Source organism: Caballeronia sp. GAWG2-1 (assembly GCF_023631405.1).
Taxonomy (GTDB): Bacteria; Pseudomonadota; Gammaproteobacteria; order Burkholderiales; family Burkholderiaceae; genus Caballeronia.
Genome location: NZ_JALQDD010000006.1, coordinates 501,066 through 522,768 on the forward strand (window position 1 = coordinate 501,066; position 21,703 = coordinate 522,768).

The window sequence follows — 21,703 nt, forward strand, 5'->3', positions numbered from 1 at the left end:
AGAGCTGGAAAGCGCCGGGCGAAGTGGAGATACGCTCTTGAAACGAGAAGGTAGTTTGCGCAAGCCGATTGGCGGCGCGGAAAGTTCGTCGCCGACCGCGGTCATGCGGCGCCTGTGGCCCTACATCCGCCCGCTCATGGGCATGGTGTTGCTCGGGCTCGGCACGATGGGTATCGTCGCCGCGACCGAAGCCGGCATCCCGATGCTGCTCAAACCGTTGCTCGACCACGGTTTTGGCTCCAAAAGCAGCGATCACGCGAAATGGCTCGTGCCGGCCGCGGTGATCGGACTCGCGCTCGTACGCGGCGCGGCGCAGTATGCGTCGGGCTATTTTCTGTCGTACGTGTCGAACAAGATCCTGCTGCAACTTCGCCTGCAGATGTTCGAGCGCATGATCCACACGAGCGCCGGCTTCTTTCAGCGCGAGACGGCCAGCACGGTCATCAATGCAGTCGTGTTCGAGGTCAACCAGATTCTGAGCGTGCTATCGAGCGTCGTCGTCACGCTTGTGCGCGATTCGCTCACGGTCGTCTTTCTGCTCGGCTATCTGTTCATCCTCAACTGGCGGCTCACGCTGATCGTCGCGGTCATCCTGCCGGTGATCGGCTGGCTCGTGAGCAAGATCAACCGACGATTGCGGCGGCTCAATCGCGAGCATCAGACGCTGACCAACGAGTTGTCCTATGTCGTCGAGGAAACCGTCGCGGGCTACAAGGTCGTCAAGGTGCATAACGGCGAACCGTACGAAATGGACCGCTTCACGGAGATGAGCCAGCGCCTGCGCGGCTACTCGATGCGCATGCAGGTTTCCGGCGGCCTCGCGCAGCCGCTCACGCAGTTTCTTGCGTCGATCGCGCTCGCGGTGGTCATCACGATTGCGGTCGTGCAGTCCACCAACGATCAGACCACAGTGGGCGGCTTCGTTGCCTTCGTCACGTCCATGTTGCTCGTTATCTCGCCGCTCAAGCATCTGATTGACATCAATCAGCCGATGCAGCGTGGCATGACGGCGGCGGAGCTGATCTTCGGCCTGATCGACGAACCCGAGGAGCCGAAGGGCGGCGGGCGGCGTCTGGAACGCGCGCAAGGCGAAGTCGAGTTCCGCGATGTCACGTTCAGCTACGGTTCGCTGGACCGCATGATTCTCGACCGCGTGTCGTTCAAGGTTGCGCCCGGCGAGATGGTCGCGCTCGCGGGGCCGTCAGGCAGTGGCAAGACCACGCTCGTGAATCTGCTGCCGCGCTTCTTCGATCCACGCGGCGGGCAGGTGCTCGTCGATGGCGTGCCGATCACCGACTACGACCTGCACGACCTGCGCGGCCAGATGGCGATGGTGAGCCAGGATGTCGTGCTGTTCAACGACTCCATTGCGGCGAACGTTGCTTATGGGCAGAAGCCCGATCGCGACCGCGTGTTCTCGGCGCTGATGGCGGCGAATCTCATCGATATGGTGCAGGCGCTGCCTGATGGCATGGATACCTTGATCGGTGGCAACGGCATGCGCTTGTCCGGTGGACAGCGGCAGCGTTTGGCAATTGCCCGCGCGATCTACAAGGACGCGCCGATCCTGATCCTGGACGAGGCGACATCGGCGTTGGATTCCGAATCGGAACGCTACGTGCAGGCCGCGCTCGAAACGCTGATGAAGGGACGCACGACGCTCGTGATCGCGCATCGCTTGTCGACCATCGAGCGCGCGGACCGCATCCTCGTCATGGAAGGCGGGCGAATTGCGGAGCAGGGCAGCCATGCCGAACTGTTGCGCAAGGAAGGACTGTATGCGCATCTGCACCGGATTCAGTATCAGCAACAGCCGGCTTGATCGGCTTATTGACCATCGGCGCTTGTTCGCGACTTCGGTCAACTATTGATACAAACGCTTCGATTCGCCTTGATATGATCCGCGGCCCAATTCGTGGGACCGGATCATTGAAAGAGAAGCGAAGATGATGTTGCAGTTCGTTGTAGAAGCAAAAACGCGCAGCCGGCCGAGCCTTGCGTCGATGGCTGCGGTGGTTCTCATCAGCACCGTTCTTGCTGCCTGCTCGGGCGGCGGCTCTAGCGCTCCCTCGAAGGATTCGACGGATACGACGGACCCGTCGGGCAAGAGCGCAACGCCCGCGGCCGCGCTGCCGGCCATGTCCATTAATATGGATGGCCGTGTTCCGATCGTCGATAAACATGTTTATCTCGGCGCCGATCTCGGCATCACCGGGCCGGACGATGTCGATCCCTTCACAGGCAGGACGAGCATCAAGGGCCATGGCAACAGCACGTGGACGGCGGACAAGAAGCCATATCGCTTGAAACTTGACAGCAAGGCAAGTTTTTTTGGGCTGCCGAAGGACAAGAACTGGATTCTGCTCGCGAATTACTTCGACAAGACGCTCTTGCGCAATCGCACGGCGTTCGAACTAGGCAGGCGTTTTGGCATGGCGTGGACGCCGCATGACGTTCCCGTCGAACTCACGCTCAACGGTCAGTATGCGGGCGTGTATGACGTGGTCGAGTCGGTGCGGGTGGACAAGAACCGCGTGAATATCGCCAATAGTGACAACGTGGTCGCGCCCGAGAGCACAGGCTTCCTGGTCGAAATCAACGAGCGCATGGACGAAGACGTTTGCTGGCGCACGACGCACGGCATTGCGCTTTGCATCGACAGTCCGGATTCGGCATCGGACGCACAGGTGGCTTTTATCAAAGACTATATGCAGCAGGCCGAGGACGCATTGTTCTCCGATGCGCGGAATTACGAGCAGTACTTCGATGTCGCATCGCTGATCGACTGGTATCTCGTCAATGAGATTTTCAAGAATCAGGATGCGCGGGATTTTGCGAGCATCTACCTCTACAAGGATGCCAGCGGCAAATTGAAGTTCGGGCCGTTGTGGGACTTCGACATTGGCGCGGGCAACATTAACTTTTCCGACGCGCAGTATCCGGAAGGATGGTGGGTTGCAAATGGTCAGTGGATTTCACGCATGAAGCAGATCGATCCGAGCTTCGAGACGCGTGTTCGGGCACGGTGGGATCAACTGAAGGCATCGCAAATCGATACGATCGTGAGTTATGTCGATGAGAACGCGCAGGCGCTTCAGGCAAATGGCGCAGCTAAGCGCAACTTTGATAAGTGGCCGGTGCTTGGGAAGAAGCTTTGGCCGAATCCGGTGGTAACGGGTACTTATCAGGGTGAGGTAGCTTATCTGAAAGATTGGCTCACGCGGCGGATTGCCTGGTTGGATGGGAATCTTTGAGGGTGGAATTGCAGGAGCGTCAAGCGCTCCTGTTTGCTATTTGCTGTTTGCAGCATCGCTACAGAAGAGCCGCTCGGCTTAGTCGTCTGGATAACCATACCAGCCATCCATTAAGGCGCTGATTTCGATGTCGATAAATTCTGGTCTGCCTTCGAATGAAGCTTCGTAATTACGAAGGGCCGCTATTCGGCCCTCGTTGCCTATTTATGCGTCGATGAACAAAAGGTTCGAACGCGCGCCCCTGCGTGTTTCTTTAGAGGTTGTATGAGTTAGTCCTACATCAACACAATGTCATACTGCTCCTGACTCAAATTCGACTCCACCTGCAACGAAACCGGCTTGCCGATAAAGTCCATCAACATCGCCAGATGCTGTGACTCTTCTTCCAGAAACAGATCGATCACCTGCTGGGAAGCCACCACGCGAAATTCGCGCGGATTGAACTGCCGCGATTCGCGCATGATCTCGCGCAACACGTCATAACACACGGTTCGCGGCGTCTTCACCTGCCCCTTGCCCTGACAAGTGGGACACGGCTCGCACAACACATGCGCAAGAGATTCCCGCGTGCGCTTGCGCGTCATCTCCACGAGCCCGAGTTGGGAAAAGCCATTGACCGTCACGCGCGTACGATCCCGCGACAGCGCGCGCTTCAATTCGCTCAGGACCTGATCGCGATGCTCGACGTTCTCCATATCGATGAAATCGATGATGATGATTCCGCCCAGGTTCCTCAACCGCAATTGCCGCGCGATGGTGTGCGCCGCTTCGAGGTTCGTCTTGAAGATGGTGTCGTCGAAATTGCGCGCGCCGACATAGCCGCCCGTATTCACGTCGATGGTGGTCATGGCCTCGGTCTGATCGATCATCAGATAGCCGCCCGACTTCAAATCGACGCGCCGCGACAGCGCCCGCAAAATTTCAGCCTCGATGTTGTACAGGTCGAAAAGCGGCCGCTCGCCCGTGTAGTGATGCACGCGCGATGCCACCGCCGGCGTAAACTCCGCCGCAAAATCCGCCAGCATCTGATACGTCTCGCGCGAATCCACTTGAATGCGCGTGGTCTCGTCATTCACGAAGTCGCGCAACACGCGCTGCGCCAGATTTAGATCCTGATAGAGCAAAGTGGTCGGCGGTACGCGCTGCCCTTGAGCAACTATCGTCGCCCAGGTCTTGCGCAGATACGAGACATCGGCGGCAAGCTCTTCACTCGATGCATCTTCGGCAATCGTCCGCACGATATAGCCGCCTTTTTCATCGGCGGGCAACACGGCGGTGAGACGCGCGCGAATAGCTTCGCGCTCCGTCTCGCTCTCAATCTTCTGCGAAATCCCGATATGCGGTTCCTGCGGCAGATAAACCAGCGTGCGCCCCGCAATGCTCACCTGCGTGGAGAGTCGCGCGCCCTTCGTGCCGATAGGGTCCTTCACGACCTGCACCATCAGCGCCTGTCCTTCGAAGACGATCTTCTCGATAGGCACATGCGGCGACGATCCATGCGGCTCGCCCGCCACGCGCGGATGCCATATATCCGCAACATGAAGAAACGCGGCGCGTTCCAGACCAATGTCGATGAACGCCGACTGCATGCCCGGCAACACGCGCACGACCTTGCCAAGATAGACGTTGCCGACGCGGCCGCGCGAGAGCGTGCGTTCGACGTGAAGCTCCTGAACGGCGGCTTGCTGCACCAGTGCGACGCGGGTTTCTTGCGGTGTGACGTTGATCAGGATTTCTTCGTTCATGGCCTGTTTAGAATTCGACGCGTGCCACGCGCAAGAGTGCTGCGGTTTCGAAAAGGGGCAAACCCATGATACCCGAATAGGACCCGTCGATTCGCTCGATAAATGCTGCCGCGCGGCCTTGAATGCCATATGCGCCGGCCTTGCCCAAAGGCTCGCCCGTCGCGGCGTATCGTTGCAGCGCAGCACGGTCCACCGCTGCGAAACGCACCGTCGAGCGCGAGAGCGCGGCGTGACATGCGCCATCGGCATCGACGACGGTCAGCGCCGTCAGCACTTCATGTTCGCGACCCGCGAGCTTCGTCAGCATCGCGACCGCGTCTTCTTCATGCGCGGGCTTGCCAAGTATTTGTCCGTCGATGGTCACGGTTGTATCCGCGACGAGAATGGGCGCTGTCCCATGATTGCCCGCGACGAGACGTGCGCGCGCCGCATGCGCCTTCAGCATGCAGACACGCTGAACATAGGCATGCGCTGCTTCGCCGGGCAGCTCGGCTTCGAGGGCTTCTGCGTCTTCATCGGGACGAGGCAAGAGGAGTTCGAACCGCACGCCCAGTTGCCGCAGCAACTCCTGGCGGCGCGGGCTTTGAGACGCAAGATAGACGAAGGGATAAGTAGACATTCGATAGCGGGTCTCGACAAGCGCGCCGGCCTTCGACACCACCACGGAATATCAGGGCATCTGCCGTTACGCGCGATGATAAGGATGATTCTGCGTGATGCTCCACGCACGGTAAAGCTGTTCGGCAAGCAGCACGCGCACCATGCCGTGCGGCAGCGTGAGACTCGAGATACGCAGCATGAGTTCGGCGCGCGCCTTCACTTCGGGCGCGAGGCCGTCTGCGCCGCCGATCACGAACGCGACATCGCGGCCGTCCTGTTGCCAGGCGGGCAGGGCGTTCGCGAGTTGCATCGTGGTCCAGTCGCGGCCGCGTTCATCGAGCGCAATCACGCGGGCGTTCTTCGGCAGGGCAGCTTCTATTCGCTGCTTCTCGGCAGTCATCACGCTTTCGGCATTGCGGCCGGACGAGCGCTGCTCGGGCTTGATCTCTTTGAGCTCGATGCGCAATTCGGGCGGCATGCGCTTCGCGTATTCGTCGAAGCCATTCGTGATCCAGTCGGGCATCTTGTGTCCGACTGCGAGAATGACGAGCTTCATCGACGCGCTGCGCTTTAGGCCTGCTTGCGCGCGGTCTTGCGGGCGGGACGCTTGACGGCCGGTGCGGCATCTTCCTCGTCTTCGTCCTCGTCGGCTTCGACGTTCGCGCCGCCGAACATGCTCGGCTTGCTCAATTTCACGCGCACGGGTTTGTCGCCCCAGACTTCTTCGAGGTTGTAGTACTGGCGCAGCGCCGGTTGCAGGATATGGACGACCGCGTCGCCGCAGTCGACCAGCACCCATTCGCCGATCTCTTCGCCTTCCGTGCTGATGATGTCGCCACCGGCTTCCTTCACCCGCTCGCGCACGCTGTTGGCAAGCGCCTTGGTCTGCCGGTTCGACGTGCCGCTCGCCACGACCACGCGGTCGAACAGCGACGTCAGGTGAGTGGTGTTGAACACTTTGATGTCTTGCGCCTTGACGTCTTCGAGACCGTCGATGATCGCGCGTTGAAGCTTTTGAATTTCCATGATTACCGTTGATACAAATGATGTTGAACAATGTAGTCCCATACGGCGGGTGGGACCTGCGCGCGGACTTCGTCTTGCGACGCGCCTCGTGCGCCTTCGTGTGATGCGCTCGCTTCCTCGCGGATCGCCGTGGCGGATACGTCGATGAGAAGCGTGGTGTCGATCAGCATGTGACCGTGCGTGCTGGCCTGCAAGACTTCCGGGGATGCCTCGCGTGCTTCGAGTTCAGCGGCGACGGGCGCGGGCAGCGACGCGACATCGAAGCCGGGACGCGTCTCCACGCAGACATGCGCGAATTCGAAGAGCCGTTTCCAGTCGCGCCAGGTATTGAGCTTGACCAGTTGATCCGCGCCGATCAGCAACGCAAGCGATGCCTCGGCGCCTTCCTGCTCGCGCCAGCGCGCAAGCGTCTCCACCGTGTAGGTCGCGCCTTCGCGCTCGACTTCATCGGTGGCGACGGTGATCTTCACGCCCTCGATGTGCAGCGACTGCGCCGCCGCGCGCGTCATCGCCAGCCGGTGATGCGGCGCCGATACGCCTTCCTTCTGCCACGGCTGACCCGCGGGCAACAGCACGAGTTCGGTCAGGCGCAAGAGCGCGGCGAAGCGGCGCGCGAGCGCCAGATGCCCTTCGTGAATCGGATCGAAGGTGCCGCCCAAAATGCCGACGCGCTTTTTGCAAGGTGTGCCCGGCGCGATCACAGCCATTGCCGGCGCACCAGGAAGTCGGAATAGAGTCGCGCTTCCGGCGTGCCGGGCTCGGGCGCCCAGTCGTAGCGCCAGTTCGCGACCGGCGGCATCGACATGAGAATGGATTCGGTGCGCCCGCCGCTTTGCAGACCGAAGTGCGTGCCGCGATCGAACACGAGGTTGAACTCGACGTAACGTCCGCGCCGATACGCCTGAAACGCGCGTTCGTGCTCGCCGTAAGCCGTGTCGCGGCGCTTGTCGATGATCGGCAGATACGCTTCGAGAAACGCGTCGCCGACGCGCCGCATCATCGCGAACGAACGCTCGAAGCCGGGCTCGGAGAAATCGTCGAAAAAGATGCCGCCGATACCGCGCTGCTCGTCGCGATGCTTCAGATAAAAGTACTCGTCGCACCACGTCTTGAAGCGCGGATACAACTCCACGCCGAACGGGTCGAGCGCGTCGCGGCAGACGCGGTGGAAATGCCGCGCGTCGTCCTCGTAGCCGTAAATGGGCGTCAAGTCCATGCCGCCGCCGAACCAGAAGATCGGCTCTTCGCCGGGCTTGACCGCCGTGAGCATGCGCACGTTCATGTGCACGGTCGGGCAGTGCGGATTTCTCGGATGCATCACGAGCGACACGCCCAGCGCCTCGAAACCGCGCCCGGCGAGTTGCGGACGCGCGGCGCTAGCGGAGGGCGGCAGCGCGTCGCCCGCCACGTCCGAAAAGCCGATGCCGCCGCGCTCGAAAAACTCGCCGCCTTCGAGAATGCGCGTCACGCCCCCGCCACGCAGATGCGCGCCGGGTTCGCGAGTCCAGGCATCGGTCGCGAACGAATTGCCGTCGAACGCGCCGAGGGCATCGGCAATACGCGTCTGCAAGCCCGTCAGGTATTGACGGACGGCGGCGATATCGTGGGCTGCGTCGTGCTGGTTCGTTTCACTCATCGATTGCTGCAATGCGCCATGATAGGCGTTATGTGGATTCTCTAAAAACGCGCTGCCGGACGCGGAGGTCCGGCAGCGCGGGAAAAACGGCTCGATTTCAGGCGAAAAGCCTTATCCGTGCTTGCGGTTCACCGCCCGGTAGCCAATGTCCCGGCGATACTGCATGCCATCGAACGAAATCTGATTCACTGTATCGTAGACCACGGATTGCGCGCCGCGCACGGAATCCGCCAGACCCACGACACACAACACGCGCCCGCCTGAAGTGGTGAGCTTGCCGTCCGCGAGCGTGGTGCCCGCATGGAACGTGACGGCGTTGTCCGTTTCAGGCGGAATGCCGTTGATGCGGTCGCCCTTGCGCGGCGTCTCCGGGTAGTTGTGAGCCGCGAGCACGACGCCCAGCGCCGTGCGCCGGTCCCAGTCGAGCTCCACGCTGTCCAGCTTGCCGTCGATGGCCATCTCCACGACCTTCGAGAAATCGCCCTTGAGGCGCGCCATGATCGGCTGCGTTTCGGGGTCGCCCATGCGGCAATTGAATTCGAGCGTCTTGGGCGTGCCGTTGGCGTCGATCATCAAGCCCGCGTACAGAAAGCCGGTGAAGCGGATGCCGTCGTTTTCCATGCCGCGCACGGTCGGCAGGATGATCTCGCGCATCACGCGCGCGTGCAGTTGCGGCGTGACGATCGGCGCGGGCGAATACGCGCCCATGCCGCCGGTGTTCGGGCCCTTGTCGCCGTCGAGCAGACGCTTGTGGTCTTGGCTGGACGCGAGCGGCAGCACATGCTTGCCGTCCACCATGACAATGAAGCTCGCTTCCTCGCCGGACAGAAATTCTTCGATCACCACGCGCGCGCCTGCGTCGCCGAGCTTGTTGTCGGCGAGCATGGAGTCGATCGCGTCGTGTGCTTCCTCTGCGCTCATCGCGACCACCACGCCCTTGCCGGCAGCGAGGCCATCCGCTTTCACGACGATCGGCGCGCCTTTCGTGTCGATGTAGGCATGCGCGGCGGCGGCGTCGGTGAAGGTTTCGTAGTCGGCCGTCGGAATGTTGTGGCGCTTCATGAACGCCTTCGCGAAGTCCTTCGAGCTTTCGAGCTGCGCGGCTTCCTTTGTCGGCCCGAAAATCTTGAGCCCGCGCGAACGAAACAGATTGACGATGCCCGCGGCGAGCGGCGTTTCCGGTCCGACGACGGTCATCGCGACATGCTCGCGTTCGACGAAATCGGCGAGCGCCGAAGGCTCGGTGATGTCGATATTGCGCAGGCGCTCGTCCTGCGCGGTGCCGCCGTTGCCGGGCGCCACATAGACGATCTGCACGCGCGGCGACTGGGCGAGCTTCCAGGCCAGCGCATGTTCGCGACCGCCGGAACCAACGACGAGTAACTTCATTTGAATCCCCGAAAAGCTTGAGTGAAAGCAGTAGCCGCGCGCTGACGCCGGGCGGACCAGGCCAATGCCGGAGTCCACGCCGTCACCGGCATGACAGGTCGAAGGCGGCTCGCGCGGACTTCAGGCTGCGTCACCTGCCTTCTCATCAAGCGAAAGCCGTTCCAGCATCGCGGCCCGCCGAGCGCGGCGGACGGGCGCAACGGCGGCGCTTATTCGTCGTTGATGGCGGCGTTTGTATAGACTTCCTGCACGTCGTCGAGATTTTCGAGAGCGTCCAGCAGTTTTTGCATTTTCAGGGCGTCGTCGCCGCTGAATTCCACTTCGCTTTGCGGCTTCATGGTTACTTCGGCGAGTTCCGCCTTGAAGCCGGCGGCTTCGAGCGCGTCCTTCACCTTCTGGAAGTCGTTGGCGGGGCTGATCACTTCGATGCTGCCGTCGTCGTTCGTCACCACGTCGTCCGCGCCTGCTTCGAGCGCGGCGTCCATTAGCTTGTCCTCGGGCGTGCCCGGCGCGAACAGGAACTGGCCGACATGGTCGAACATGAACGATACCGAGCCGTCCGTGCCCATGTTGCCGCCGAACTTCGAGAACGCGTGGCGCACTTCCGCGACCGTGCGGGTGCGGTTGTCGGTCATGGTGTCGACGATGATCGCCGCGCCGCCGATGCCGTAGCCTTCGTAGCGGATTTCCTCGTAGCTCGCGCCATCGACGCCGCCGACGCCGCGCTGGATCGCGCGGTTGATGTTGTCCTTCGGCATGTTGGCGTCGTACGCCTTGTCGACCGCAAGCCGCAGCCGCGGGTTCGAGTCGACTTCGCCGCCGCCCATGCGGGCCGCGACCTGGATTTCCTTGATGAGGCGCGTCCAGACCTTGCCGCGCTTTGCATCGGCTGCGGCCTTCTTATGCTTGATGTTGGCCCATTTCGAGTGACCCGCCATTACCTTTCTCCATCGCGCGCGGACGTCGTGCCGCGCCTTGGTTTGCTGTGATGCTGTAGATGTCTGTTCGATGCGCTGCCGCGTCTTTTTAAACGGCAGCCGGGTTCGTGCGTCGGGCGCGCGGCCCGAAGGCAAGCCAGTCAGGCTCGCGGCAAGATCCGCTTAGGAACAGACCGAAATTTTATCATGCTGGGATGGCTTGGCAGGCGGCTTGCGTCGATTGGGGAAAACGAGTGGGCGAAGGCGGATTCGGGGAAAGTGCGCCGCGCAAAAGCCATCGCACAATAAAAAACCGCCGCGCATGTCGCGCGGCGGTCTCGAGACTTGATCTGCGAAAACGGGTTGCGATCAGTTCTTCGTGCCGAACAGCCGGTCGCCTGCATCGCCGAGACCGGGAACGATATACGCATGATCGTTCAGATGCGAATCCAGCGAGGCGACGTAGAGCTTCACGTCCGGATGCGCGTCCTGGAAAACCTTCACGCCTTCGGGCGCCGCCACCAGCGCCACGAACACGATATTCTCGGACAGCACGTTGCGGCGCTTCATTACGTCGACGGCGTGGACGGCCGAGTAGCCGGTCGCGACCATCGGATCGCACAGAATGAAGACGCGCTCTTCCAGGTCGGGCGGCAGGCGCACGAGATACTCGACCGGCCGGTGATCTTCCGCGCGATAGACGCCGATATGACCGACGCGCGCCGAGGGGATCAGGTCGAGCAGCCCGTCCGACATGCCGATGCCCGCGCGCAGCACCGGCACGATGGCGAGCTTTTTGCCCGCGATCACGGGCGCGTCGATCTCGACGAGCGGCGTTTCCACGCGCTTGGTCGTGAGCGGCAGATTGCGGGTGATCTCGTAGCCCATCAGCAAGGTGATTTCCCGCAGCAGTTCGCGAAACGTGCGCGTGGACGTGTCCTTGTCGCGCATGTGGGTGAGCTTGTGCTGGATCAGCGGGTGATCGGTGATGAAGAGATTGGGAAAACGGCTGTCCTGTTTCATGGGTCTCGCGCGTTCGCGCGTCCTGCTGGTGTGCTGCTCGTGTGATGGGGTGCCGTCATGGGCGATGCGTGAGCGCCGGCGCTCATGCCGCGCGCCGGGCGGACAGTGGCGACAGTTTACCGAAAACCCCGCCGTTGCCTAAGAACATTTGCCGCGTTTATCGGCAAGCCGCGTGGCCCGCCCGACGTTGCCGCCCCGATTCTCTTAGAATTGCGCGGAAGGCGTGACGGTCATCTCACGCGCTCCGAACCGAAACAGTCGAGACAACCTCTGGAGGATGGACGATGGACATGGGAATCGCAGGGCGCACCGCGCTCGTCTGCGCGGCAAGCAAGGGACTCGGGCGCGGTTGCGCCGAGGCGCTCGCAGCCGAGGGCGTCAATCTCGTCATCACCGCGCGCACGGCGGAAACGCTCGAAGCGACGGCCGCCGCCATCCGCGCGGCCTATGGCGTGGACGTGAAGACCGTGGCCGGCGACATCGCCACGCCCGAGGGCCAGGCCGCCGCGCTCGCCGCATGTCCGCAGCCGGACATCCTAGTCAACAACGCGGGCGGGCCGCCGCCGGGCGACTTCCGCAATTTCACGCACGACATGTGGATCAAGGCGCTCGAAGCCAACATGCTCACGCCGATCGAACTCATCAGGCAGACCATCGACGGGATGATCGGGCGCGGTTTCGGACGCATCGTCAATATCACGAGCTCGTCGGTGAAGGCGCCGATCGATGTGCTCGGGCTCTCCAACGGCGCGCGCTCCGGGCTCACGGGCTTCGTCGCGGGTGTGGCGCGCAAGGTGGCGTCCACGGGCGTGACCATCAACAATCTGCTGCCCGGCACCTTCGACACCGACCGCGTCGCCGTGACGTTCGAAGCGCAGGCAAAGGCGCAGAACATCAGCATCGACGAGGCGCGCAAGCGTCGCGCGGACGCGCTGCCCGCTGGACGCTTCGGCGAGCCGGACGAGTTCGGCCGGGCCTGCGCGTTCCTGTGCAGCGCGCATGCGGGCTACATCACCGGGCAGAATCTGCTGATCGATGGCGGCGCTTATCCGGGCACGTACTGAACGCAGCCGCGCCGCACGCGCATCAGCGCGAACGGCGCACTTGATTCTCGACACATGGCGAACTGAACCGACGGAGACATTCAAGCGATGACCAAGGCAATCCGATTCGACAAGACAGGCGGCCCCGAAGTCATGAAGTGGGTCGACGTGAACGTGGGCGAGCCGGGCAAGGGTGAAATCCGCGTGAAGCATCACGCGGTCGGGCTCAATTTCATCGATGTGTATTTCCGCACCGGGCTTTATCCGATGCCGCTGCCCAACGGGCTCGGCATGGAAGGCGCGGGCGAAGTCACGGCGGTGGGCGAGGGCATCACGCAATTCAAACCGGGCGATCGCGTGGCGTATGCGTCGCGTCCGCCGGGCGCTTATGCCGAGGAACGGGTGATGGCGGCGGATTTCGTCGTCAAGTTGCCGGATGCGATCAGCTACGAAGATGCCGCGTCGATCATGCTGCAAGGGCTGACCACGCAATATCTGCTGCGCCGGACCTATCGCGTGAAGGCGGGCGAAACGGTGTTGATCCACGCGGCGGCGGGCGGCGTCGGCCTGCTCGCGGTGCAGTGGGCGAAGGCGCTCGGCGCGACGGTGATCGGCACGGTCGGTTCGGACGAGAAAGCGGAGATCGCGAAGGCGCATGGCTGCGATCACGCGATCGTCTACACGCGCGACAACTTCACTCAGCGTGTGCGCGAGATCACCAACGGCGCGGGCGTGCCGGTGGTCTACGATTCCATCGGCAAGGACACGTATATCGCGTCGCTCGACAGCCTCTCGCCGCTTGGATACTTCGTGAGCTTCGGCAATTCGTCGGGTCCGGTGCCGCCTATCGATTCATCCGAACTCGCCGGGCGCGGTTCGCTTTACTTCACGCGTCCGACGCTTTTCAGCTATATCGCCAAGCGCGCCGATCTGGATGCCATGGCGGCGGAACTGTTCGAAGTCGTGTCGTCGGGGAAGGTCAGGACGAACGTGCGGCAACGTTATTCGCTGGCCGACGCGCCCCGCGCGCATGAAGACCTCGAAGCGCGCAAGACGACGGGCTCGACCATTCTTTTGCCTTGAGCCTTTCCCGCGTGACGGATTCTCACTGAAACTAAGAAATAGAACAGCATCGATATGAGCGAGCCGTCCGTCACCGTCGTCCTGATCGAGGACGAAAAGCAGATTCGCCGCTTCGTGCGCGTGTCCCTGGAAGCCGAGGGCATGACCGTGCACGAAGCGGAAACCGGCCAGCAAGGTCTGATCGAAGCGGCGACGCGCAAGCCCGATCTCGTGATCGTCGATCTGGGGCTGCCGGATACCGATGGAATCGACGTCATTCGCGAACTGCGCGGCTGGACCGAATTGCCGGTGATCGTGCTCTCGGCCCGCACGCAGGAAGCGGAAAAGGTCGCCGCGCTCGATGCCGGCGCCGACGACTATCTCACCAAGCCGTTCGGCGTTTCCGAGTTGATGGCGCGTATTCGCGCGCATTTGCGGCGGCGCAATCAGGCGGCGGGCAGCGAGACGCCGGCCGTGCGTTTCGGCGATGTCACCGTCGATCTCGCGTTGCGGCGCGTCACGAAAAACGGCGAGAGCGTGCATCTGACGCCGATCGAATATCGCCTGCTTGCCACGCTCGTGCGGCATGCGGGGCGCGTCTTGACGCATCGGCAATTGCTGAAGGAAGTGTGGGGACCGTCGCATGTGGAGAGTCCGCATTACCTGCGCATCTACATGGCGCATCTGCGGCAGAAGCTCGAGCGCGATACGGCGCAGCCCGAGCATATCGTCACGGAAACGGGCGTGGGATATCGGCTCGTGGGAGTCGTGTGACGTGCGTCGTTCGAATTACGCGGTGACTGCGGCGTAGGTATCGAGCACGGCGTCGAGCGGTTCGTTTCCGCCGACGAAGCCGATGACCCGATCCCGCACGCCAAGCGCCACGCAACGCAGCGCAATGCGCGCGACATCCTCGCGCGACACGTCGGGCATCTCGACCGTGGTCTCGTCCGCGAGCGCAATCGTGCCGCGCGCGGGTTCGTCGGATAGCGGGCCAGGACGCAGGATCGCGTAAGGCACACCGCGTCGCATGACGTAGGCATCGGCTTCGCGTTTCATGCGCGAGTAATGACGCAGGGAAAGCGGATTGCGCTCCGGATGAAACGCGGTCAGCGCGCTTACGACGACGAGTTGCCGCACGCGCCGGCGCTTTGCGTAATCGGCGGTGCGCATGACGGCGTCGCGATCGATCGCACGTTCCTCGTGCACGCCTTCGCTCTCGGACGATCCCGCCGCGTAGATCACGTGCGTGATGTCGTCGAAGACATGCGAGAAGTCCTGATCGAGATCGCCGAGCACGATTTCCGCGCCCAGCGCCGCGAACTCGCTCTTGTGCGCGGATTTGCGAAGCAGCGCCCGAAAAGGCGCGGCGTGGTCATGAAGACCTTGCGCGATAAGCCGGCCCGTGCGGCCGTGCGCGCCGATCAGCAGAACTTTCATCGTCTTCATTGAGTTCGCTCCCTTGCGGTGGCCGGCTCGACAATCAAAGTAGGCGATTTCGGCGCCTTGTGCTATCCGTGCTTGCGCGGCCTCGCGTCACTCCACCGCGCTTGCCGGCCGCGCATTGCCACGCCGCCGCGCGCGCCGTTCCTCTGCGCGCACACGGAAGCGGTCCATATACAGATAAACCACCGGCGTCGTATAGAGCGTCAGCATTTGACTCACGATCAGCCCGCCGACGATTGCGATGCCAAGCGGCGCGCGCATCTCCGATCCTTCGCCAGTTCCGAACGCGAGTGGCAGCGCGCCGAGCAGCGCGGCGGCGGTCGTCATCATGATCGGGCGAAAGCGCAAGAGACACGCTTCCTCGATGGCATCGCGCGAAGTCTTGGCGCCGTGCCGCGTGGCCTCGATAGCGAAGTCCACCATCATGATCGCGTTCTTCTTCACGATGCCGATCAGCAAGATGACCGCGATCAACGCGATGATGCTGAACTCCGTCTTGAACAGCAGCAGCGCAAGCAGCGCGCCGACGCCCGCCGACGGCAGCGTGGAGAGAATCGTGATCGGATGGATATAACTTTCATACAGAATGCCGAGCACGATATACACGGCCGCGAGCGCCGCGAGAATCAGGATGGGCTGGTCGTTCATCGACTGCTGGAACGCCTGCGCCGTGCCCTGAAAACTGCCGTGGATGGTCTGCGGCACGCCGATTTCCGCCATCGTTTCGTAGATCGCGGCGGTGGCCTCCGAGAGCGACTTGCCCGGCGGCAGATTGAACGAGATGGTGGAAGCCACGAACTGGCTCTGGTGATTGACGGAAAGCGGCGTATTGCCCGGCCCGAATTTCGCGATGGCCGAAAGCGGCACCATCGTTTCCTGCGATGTGGAAACCGCCGCGCCTGACGACGAACTCGACTTGCCGCTCGCCGCGATGGCGTTGGTCGCCGAATTCTTGACCGAAGCGAGCGCCAGCGCGGCGGCTGTGTCGGAACTGCTGTTGGACGAGCCGCCCGCGCCGGTCGAACCGGTCGCTGAGGTGGACGCCGTCGAGTTGGCGCCGGAAGTGGTGGTCGAATTAGTCGATGACGTGCCGCTCGCCGTGCCGCCCGACGTGCTGATGTAGATCTGCTTAAGCATCTCAGGGTCCTGCCAGTATTTCGGCGCGACTTCCATCACCACGTGGTATTGCGACAGCGGGTTGTAGATGGTCGAGACCTGGCGCTGGCCGAAGGCGTCGTAGAGCGTGTTGTCGATCTGCGCTGGCTTGATGTTCAGACGCGCGGCCGTGGCGCGGTCGAAGGTCACCATCGCTTCGAGACCGCCTTGTTGCTGGTCGGAATTCACGTCGGTGAGTTCGGGGCGCTTGAGCAGCGCTTCTGTGAGCTTGGGCGCCCACGTGTAAAGGTCGCTCGTGGTGTCGGACAGCAACGTGAATTGATACTGCGCATTCGACTGCCGCCCGCCCACGCGAATATCCTGAACGGCTTGCAGGAAGGTGCGCGCGCCCGCGACATCGGCAAGCGGCTTGCGCAGACGGTTGATGACCTGATCCGCCGACACCTTGCGTTCGCTCTTCGGCTTGAGCGAGATGAACATGAAGCCGGAATTGGTCGTGCGCCCGCCCGTGAAACCGGCGACGCTGTCCACGGCCGGGTCCGATTCGACGATTCGCATCATCTCCGAGAACTTGCCTTTCATCGCCTGAAACGAGGTGCTCTGGTCCGCCTGAATGCCGCCGACAATACGCCCCGTGTCCTGCTGCGGGAAAAAGCCCTTCGGCACGATGATGTACAAATAGACGTTCAGCCCGATGGTCGCGAGCAAAATGAGCAAGATGAGCCGCGGGTGCCCGAGCGCCCAGCCAAGCGTGCGCGCATAGCCGCGCTGCATGCGCTCGAATTGGCGTTCGAGCCAGAGCGCGAGCCGGCCTTCTTTCTTCTTCTGATGCGGCTCTTGAAGCAGACGCGAGCACATCATGGGCGTGACGGTGAGCGACACCACGAGCGATACGGCGATCGCCAGCGACAAGGTCAGCGCGAACTCGCGGAACAGGCGCCCGACGATACCGCCCATCAGCAGGATGGGCAGGAACACGGCAACGAGCGAAATGCTGATGGACAGCACCGTGAAGCCGACCTCGCGCGCGCCGAGTATCGCGGCCTGCATGCGCGGCACGCCGTTCTCGACATGCCGCGAGATGTTCTCCAGCACGACGATGGCGTCGTCCACCACGAAGCCCGTCGCGATGGTCAGCGCCATCAGCGAGAGATTGTCGAGCGAGAAGCCGAGCAAATACATCGCCGCGAAGGTGCCGATGATCGATATCGGCACGGCGACGCTTGGAATCAGCGTTGCGCGCCAGTTGCGCAGGAACAGGAACACGACCATCACTACGAGCGCCACCGCGATCACGAGCGTGAGTTCAGTGTCGTGCAGCGAGGCGCGGATGGTGGTCGAGCGGTCCGCTGTCGGGGTGATCAGGACATCGGCGGGAAGGGCGGCTTGCAGTTGCGGCAGCATGCCCTTCACGCGGTCGATCGTCTCGATGATATTCGCGCCCGGCTGACGGTACAGAATGACGAGCACCGCGTGCTTGTTGTTGATGAGGCCGAGATTGCGCAGGTCTTCCACGGAATCGACCACTTCGCCGACGTCCGAAAGATGCACCGCCGAGCCGTTGCGATAGGCGACGACCAGATCCTTGTATTGCGACGCCTTGCTCGCCTGATCGTTGGTGTAGAGCTGGACGTGGTTGTCCTTGAATTCGATTGCGCCCTTCGGACTGTTCGCATTCGCCGATGCCAGCGCCGCGCGCACGTCTTCCAGCCCGATGCCGTAGTGAAACAGCGCGCCCGGTTCGAGTTCCACGCGCACGGCCGGGTTTGCTGAACCGCTCACGTCCACTTCGCCGACGCCCGGCACGGTAGAAAGCGTCTGCTGCAGCACGGTCGCCGCGGAGTCGTAAAGCGCGCCCGCGGTTCGGGTAGGCGAGGAGAGCGCGAGCACCAGAATGGGCGCGTCGGCCGGGTTCACCTTGTGGTAGGTCGGATTGCTGCGCAGCGCGGTTGGCAAGTCGGCGCGCGCGGCGTTGATGGCGGCCTGCACGTCGCGCGCGGCGCCGTCGATGTCGCGGTTCAGGCCGAACTGCAGCGTGATGCGCGTGGTGCCGACCGCGCTTTGCGAAGTCATTTCGCTGACATCGGCGATGGAGCCGAGATGCCGTTCGAGCGGACTCGCCACGCTCGTCGCCACGGTTTCGGGACTTGCGCCCGGCAACTGCGCCTGCACGGAGATGGTCGGAAAATCCACTTGAGGCAGCGGCGCGACCGGCAGCTTCACGAACGCGAACATGCCGGCGAGCGCGATGCCCACCGCGAGCAGCGTCGTCGCAACGGGCCGGTCGATGAAAATGCGCGACATGTTCATGGCTTACTCCGCGTCGGCGGCGGGCCGCGGCTCTTGCATGCCGCCGCCGAAGCGCGCGCGCAACCGGCGGCCGAGCGAATCGAAGGCCAGATAGATCACGGGCGTGGTGAAGAGCGTGAGCAACTGCGAGACGATCAGACCGCCGACAATCGCGATACCGAGCGGATGCCGCAGCTCCGAACCCGCGCCCCAGCCGATCATGAGCGGCAGCGCGCCGAGAAGCGCGGCCATCGTCGTCATGAGAATCGGGCGAAAGCGCAGCAGACACGCCTGGAAGATCGCGTCGCGCGGCGACTTGCCTTGATCGCGCTCGGCTTCGAGCGCGAAGTCGATCATCATGATGGCGTTCTTCTTCACGATACCGATCAAGAGCACGATGCCGATGATGCCGATGATGTCCAGATCGTGCCCGGTGACCATCAGCGAAAGCAGCGCGCCGACGCCTGCGGACGGCAGCGTCGAGAGAATGGTGATCGGGTGGATGAAGCTCTCGTACAGCACGCCGAGCACGATATACATCGTGACGATGGCCGCGAGGATCAGGAACAGTTCGTTCGAAAGCGAAGCCTGGAACGCGAGCGCCGCGCCCTGAAAGCGAATCTGGAACGACGCGGGCAGGCCGATGTCGTTCTTCGCCTGCTCGATGGCCTTGACCGCCGCCCCAAGCGATTCGCCCTTGGCCAGGTTGAAGGAAACGGTCGTCGCCGGGAATTGGCCCAGATGCGTGACGAGCAACGGCGCCGCGCGCTCGTGGAACTTGGCGATGGTGTTGAGCGGCACCTGCCCCGTCGTCGAAGTGGACGACGGCAGATAGATGCCGTTCAGGATCTCGCTGTAGTGCGCGTCCGAAGGCTCCGATTCAAGGATCACGCGATACTGGTTCGACTGCGTGAAGATGGTCGAAATGATGCGCTGGCCGAAGGCGTCGTAAAGCGCGTTGTCCACCGTCGCAGGCGTGATGCCGAAGCGCGCCGCCGTCGGCCGGTCGATCTCGATATACACCGACTGGCCGTTCTGCTGCAGGTCGGTCGCCACATCCGTGAGAATGGACGTATGTTGCAGCCGCTCGACGAGCTTCGGCACCCATTCCGCGAACTCGGACGGGTTCGGGTCGGTCAGCATGAACTGATATTGCGTCGGACTGACGGTGGAATCGATCGTCAAGTCCTGCACCGGCTGCATATACAGCTTGATGCCGGGAATGTCCGCGACGTCGCTCTGAATGGAACGGATCACGTCGCTCGACGTGTTGCTGCGGTCGTCGCGCGGCTTCAGGTTGATGAGCATGCGCCCGCTGTTCAGCGTGATGTTGGTGCCGTCCACGCCGATGAACGAAGTCAGGCTTTCGACATCCGGGTTCTGCAGAATCTTCTGCGCGAGCGCCTGCTGCTGCTCGGCCACGGCCTGATACGACGCGGCCTGCGGCGCTTGCGTGATCGCCTGGATCACGCCGGTGTCCTGCGTGGGAAAGAAGCCCTTCGGAATGAAGATGTACAGCACGGCGGTCAAAACGAGCGTCAGCAGGGCGACGACGAGCGTCGCGGCTTGCCGCTCCAGCACCCATTCGAGCGCGACGGCGTAGCGGCCGATCACGTAGTCGATGAACTTGTGGGCGCGCGCCTCGAAGCGCTTGCTGTCTTTGGGCGGCGTGTGGCGCAGGAGTTTTGCGCACATCATCGGCACGAGCGTGAGCGAGACGATAGCCGAGATCACGATGGTCACGGCAAGCGTGATCGCGAACTCGTGGAACAGACGGCCAACCACATCGCCCATGAAGAGCAGCGGGATAAGCACCGCGATCAGCGAAACGGTCAGCGAAATGATGGTGAAGCCGATCTGCTTCGAGCCTTTCAACGCTGCTTCGAGCGGCGGGTCGCCTTCCTCGACATAGCGCGCGATGTTTTCGATCATGACGATGGCGTCGTCGACGACGAAGCCTGTCGCGATGGTCAGCGCCATCAGCGAAAGATTGTCGAGTGAAAAGCCGCACAGGTACATGATCGCGAGCGTGCCGACCAACGACAGCGGCACGGAAAGACTCGGGATGATGGTGGCGTAGACGTTGGCGAGAAACAGATAAATTACCAGCACGACCAGCACGACGGAGAGCGCGAGTTCGAACTGCACGTCGCGCACCGACGCGCGGATGGTCGTGGTGCGGTCCGTGACGATGCGCACGTCCAGCGCCGCCGGCAGCGATTGCTGCAAGCCTGGCAGCAGCTTCTTGATGCCGTCCACCACTTGAATGACGTTCGCGCCCGGCTGACGCTGCACGTTGAGGATGATGGCGGGCGTCGCGTCGACCCACGCGCCGAGCTTGGTATTCTCCGGACCTTCGACGACCGTGGCGACATCGGTGAGCATGACCGGCCGGCCGTTCTTGTATGCGACCACCGCGCTTTGGTACGCACTTGCATCGGTCAACTGGTCGTTCGCATTGATGGTGTAGTTGCGCGACGGGCCGTCGAAATTGCCCTTCGGCGTATTGACGTTGAGGTTGGCGATAGTCGTGCGCAAGTCGTCGATATTCAGCCCGTACGAGGCCAGCGCGCGTGTGTTCGCCTGAATGCGCACGGCGGGGCGGTTGCCGCCGCTGATCGACACGAGACCCACGCCCGCGACTTGCGAAATCTTCTGCGCGAGGCGCGTGTCGGCGAGATCCTGGACCTTGGTGAGCGGCAGTGTCTTGGAACTGATCGCGAGCGTGATGATCGGCGCGTCGGCGGGGTTCACTTTCGCGTAGATCGGCGGGGCGGGCAGGTCGGACGGCAGCAGATTGCCCGCCGCGTTTATGGCGGCCTGAACTTCCTGCTCGGCGATATCGAGCGGCAAATCCAGACTGAACTGCAAGGTGATGACCGACGCACCCGCCGAACTCTGCGACGACATCTGGTTCAGGCTCGCCATCTGCCCGAACTGCTTTTCGAGCGGCGCGGTGACGCTGGAGGTCATTACATCCGGCGACGCGCCGGGGTAAAACGTCTGCACCTGGATGGTCGGATAGTCGACCGCGGGCAGCGCCGACAGCGGCAGAAAACGTAGCGCGACGAGGCCGACCAGCATGATCGCCGCCATCAGAAGCGCCGTGCCGACCGGACGCAGGATAAAAAGGCGAGATGGATTCATGCGGCTCTGG

General features: G+C 62.6%; 17 protein-coding genes. 5 read left to right on the top strand and 12 right to left on the bottom strand.

Annotation, left to right across the window (positions count from 1 at the left end):
* Nucleotides 1-103: 103 nt before the first annotated feature.
* Both msbA and NCR98_RS04715 read left to right on the top strand, forming a co-directional pair.
* Nucleotides 104-1,822: a lipid A export permease/ATP-binding protein MsbA gene (gene msbA / locus NCR98_RS04710; protein WP_370652127.1), complete on the top strand. Its 1,719-nt coding sequence runs from the start codon at nucleotides 104-106 to the stop codon at nucleotides 1,820-1,822.
* A 124-nt stretch (nucleotides 1,823-1,946) separates the two neighbouring features.
* Nucleotides 1,947-3,254 (top strand): CotH kinase family protein, encoded by a 1,308-nt coding sequence (locus NCR98_RS04715; RefSeq protein WP_250525619.1) that lies wholly within the window; start codon nucleotides 1,947-1,949, stop codon nucleotides 3,252-3,254.
* A 275-nt stretch (nucleotides 3,255-3,529) separates the two neighbouring features.
* Here the strand turns inward: NCR98_RS04715 and rng are convergent, their stop codons facing one another.
* From rng to upp, 9 genes are all read right to left on the bottom strand, one after another.
* Nucleotides 3,530-4,999: a ribonuclease G gene (gene rng / locus NCR98_RS04720; RefSeq protein WP_250492108.1), complete on the bottom strand. Its 1,470-nt coding sequence runs from the start codon at nucleotides 4,997-4,999 to the stop codon at nucleotides 3,530-3,532.
* A gap of 7 nt (nucleotides 5,000-5,006) precedes the next feature.
* Nucleotides 5,007-5,618, bottom strand: coding sequence for a Maf family protein (locus NCR98_RS04725; RefSeq protein WP_250525620.1), 612 nt, complete (start codon nucleotides 5,616-5,618; stop codon nucleotides 5,007-5,009).
* 66 nt (nucleotides 5,619-5,684) lie between these two features.
* Nucleotides 5,685-6,155, bottom strand: coding sequence for a 23S rRNA (pseudouridine(1915)-N(3))-methyltransferase RlmH (gene rlmH, locus NCR98_RS04730; protein ID WP_250525621.1), 471 nt, complete (start codon nucleotides 6,153-6,155; stop codon nucleotides 5,685-5,687).
* Between the two features lie 14 nt (nucleotides 6,156-6,169).
* Nucleotides 6,170-6,625, bottom strand: a complete 456-nt coding sequence (gene rsfS / locus NCR98_RS04735) for a ribosome silencing factor (RefSeq protein WP_244827534.1) — start codon at nucleotides 6,623-6,625, stop codon at nucleotides 6,170-6,172.
* Nucleotides 6,626-6,627: 2 nt separating this feature from the next.
* Complete coding sequence (locus NCR98_RS04740; protein WP_250525622.1) at nucleotides 6,628-7,332, bottom strand: nicotinate-nucleotide adenylyltransferase; 705 nt, start codon at nucleotides 7,330-7,332, stop codon at nucleotides 6,628-6,630.
* Entirely contained in the window at nucleotides 7,323-8,261 is a 939-nt protein-coding gene (hemF, locus tag NCR98_RS04745; protein ID WP_250525623.1) for an oxygen-dependent coproporphyrinogen oxidase, read from the bottom strand. The genes NCR98_RS04740 and hemF overlap by 10 nt, the downstream gene beginning before the upstream one ends.
* Nucleotides 8,262-8,372: 111 nt before the next feature.
* Complete coding sequence (gene purD / locus NCR98_RS04750; RefSeq protein ID WP_250492111.1) at nucleotides 8,373-9,650, bottom strand: phosphoribosylamine--glycine ligase; 1,278 nt, start codon at nucleotides 9,648-9,650, stop codon at nucleotides 8,373-8,375.
* A 209-nt stretch (nucleotides 9,651-9,859) separates the two neighbouring features.
* Nucleotides 9,860-10,588, bottom strand: coding sequence for a YebC/PmpR family DNA-binding transcriptional regulator (locus NCR98_RS04755; RefSeq protein ID WP_244827538.1), 729 nt, complete (start codon nucleotides 10,586-10,588; stop codon nucleotides 9,860-9,862).
* 348 nt (nucleotides 10,589-10,936) lie between these two features.
* The gene (gene upp / locus NCR98_RS04760; protein ID WP_244827539.1) at nucleotides 10,937-11,590 is read right to left on the bottom strand and encodes a uracil phosphoribosyltransferase; all 654 of its coding nucleotides are present in this window, start codon (nucleotides 11,588-11,590) and stop codon (nucleotides 10,937-10,939) included.
* A gap of 284 nt (nucleotides 11,591-11,874) precedes the next feature.
* On the opposite strand from upp, the gene NCR98_RS04765 reads away from it, so the two are divergent.
* From NCR98_RS04765 to kdpE, 3 genes are all read left to right on the top strand, one after another.
* Nucleotides 11,875-12,654 (top strand): SDR family oxidoreductase, encoded by a 780-nt coding sequence (locus tag NCR98_RS04765; RefSeq protein ID WP_244827540.1) that lies wholly within the window; start codon nucleotides 11,875-11,877, stop codon nucleotides 12,652-12,654.
* An 87-nt stretch (nucleotides 12,655-12,741) separates the two neighbouring features.
* The gene (locus NCR98_RS04770; protein WP_250464263.1) at nucleotides 12,742-13,716 is read left to right on the top strand and encodes a quinone oxidoreductase family protein; all 975 of its coding nucleotides are present in this window, start codon (nucleotides 12,742-12,744) and stop codon (nucleotides 13,714-13,716) included.
* A 54-nt stretch (nucleotides 13,717-13,770) separates the two neighbouring features.
* Nucleotides 13,771-14,469, top strand: coding sequence for a two-component system response regulator KdpE (gene kdpE / locus NCR98_RS04775; protein ID WP_250525624.1), 699 nt, complete (start codon nucleotides 13,771-13,773; stop codon nucleotides 14,467-14,469).
* 15 nt (nucleotides 14,470-14,484) lie between these two features.
* Here kdpE and NCR98_RS04780 read toward each other — a convergent pair whose 3' ends face one another.
* From NCR98_RS04780 to NCR98_RS04790, 3 genes are all read right to left on the bottom strand, one after another.
* A complete protein-coding gene (locus NCR98_RS04780) occupies nucleotides 14,485-15,144 on the bottom strand; it encodes an NAD(P)H-binding protein (RefSeq protein ID WP_244827543.1) in 660 nt (219 codons plus the stop codon).
* An 87-nt stretch (nucleotides 15,145-15,231) separates the two neighbouring features.
* Nucleotides 15,232-18,567, bottom strand: a complete 3,336-nt coding sequence (locus NCR98_RS04785) for an efflux RND transporter permease subunit (RefSeq protein WP_250525625.1) — start codon at nucleotides 18,565-18,567, stop codon at nucleotides 15,232-15,234.
* A 3-nt stretch (nucleotides 18,568-18,570) separates the two neighbouring features.
* Complete coding sequence (locus tag NCR98_RS04790; protein WP_250525626.1) at nucleotides 18,571-21,693, bottom strand: MdtB/MuxB family multidrug efflux RND transporter permease subunit; 3,123 nt, start codon at nucleotides 21,691-21,693, stop codon at nucleotides 18,571-18,573.
* Nucleotides 21,694-21,703 lie beyond the last annotated feature (10 nt).

What these genes read in the sequence shown, in the direction of transcription:
- NCR98_RS04725 (WP_250525620.1), bottom strand. Translation starts at nt 5,618, where the DNA reads ATGTCTACTTATCCCTTCGTCTATCTTGCGTCTCAAAGCCCGCGCCGC.
- NCR98_RS04755 (WP_244827538.1), bottom strand. Translation starts at nt 10,588, where the DNA reads ATGGCGGGTCACTCGAAATGGGCCAACATCAAGCATAAGAAGGCCGCA.
- upp (WP_244827539.1), bottom strand. Translation starts at nt 11,590, where the DNA reads ATGAAACAGGACAGCCGTTTTCCCAATCTCTTCATCACCGATCACCCG.
- hemF (WP_250525623.1), bottom strand. Translation starts at nt 8,261, where the DNA reads ATGAGTGAAACGAACCAGCACGACGCAGCCCACGATATCGCCGCCGTC.
- NCR98_RS04785 (WP_250525625.1), bottom strand. Translation starts at nt 18,567, where the DNA reads ATGAACATGTCGCGCATTTTCATCGACCGGCCCGTTGCGACGACGCTG.
- NCR98_RS04770 (WP_250464263.1), top strand. Translation starts at nt 12,742, where the DNA reads ATGACCAAGGCAATCCGATTCGACAAGACAGGCGGCCCCGAAGTCATG.
- msbA (WP_370652127.1), top strand. Translation starts at nt 104, where the DNA reads ATGCGGCGCCTGTGGCCCTACATCCGCCCGCTCATGGGCATGGTGTTG.
- kdpE (WP_250525624.1), top strand. Translation starts at nt 13,771, where the DNA reads ATGAGCGAGCCGTCCGTCACCGTCGTCCTGATCGAGGACGAAAAGCAG.
- rlmH (WP_250525621.1), bottom strand. Translation starts at nt 6,155, where the DNA reads ATGAAGCTCGTCATTCTCGCAGTCGGACACAAGATGCCCGACTGGATC.
- NCR98_RS04715 (WP_250525619.1), top strand. Translation starts at nt 1,947, where the DNA reads ATGATGTTGCAGTTCGTTGTAGAAGCAAAAACGCGCAGCCGGCCGAGC.
- NCR98_RS04780 (WP_244827543.1), bottom strand. Translation starts at nt 15,144, where the DNA reads ATGAAGACGATGAAAGTTCTGCTGATCGGCGCGCACGGCCGCACGGGC.
- rng (WP_250492108.1), bottom strand. Translation starts at nt 4,999, where the DNA reads ATGAACGAAGAAATCCTGATCAACGTCACACCGCAAGAAACCCGCGTC.
- NCR98_RS04765 (WP_244827540.1), top strand. Translation starts at nt 11,875, where the DNA reads ATGGACATGGGAATCGCAGGGCGCACCGCGCTCGTCTGCGCGGCAAGC.
- NCR98_RS04740 (WP_250525622.1), bottom strand. Translation starts at nt 7,332, where the DNA reads ATGGCTGTGATCGCGCCGGGCACACCTTGCAAAAAGCGCGTCGGCATT.
- NCR98_RS04790 (WP_250525626.1), bottom strand. Translation starts at nt 21,693, where the DNA reads ATGAATCCATCTCGCCTTTTTATCCTGCGTCCGGTCGGCACGGCGCTT.
- rsfS (WP_244827534.1), bottom strand. Translation starts at nt 6,625, where the DNA reads ATGGAAATTCAAAAGCTTCAACGCGCGATCATCGACGGTCTCGAAGAC.
- purD (WP_250492111.1), bottom strand. Translation starts at nt 9,650, where the DNA reads ATGAAGTTACTCGTCGTTGGTTCCGGCGGTCGCGAACATGCGCTGGCC.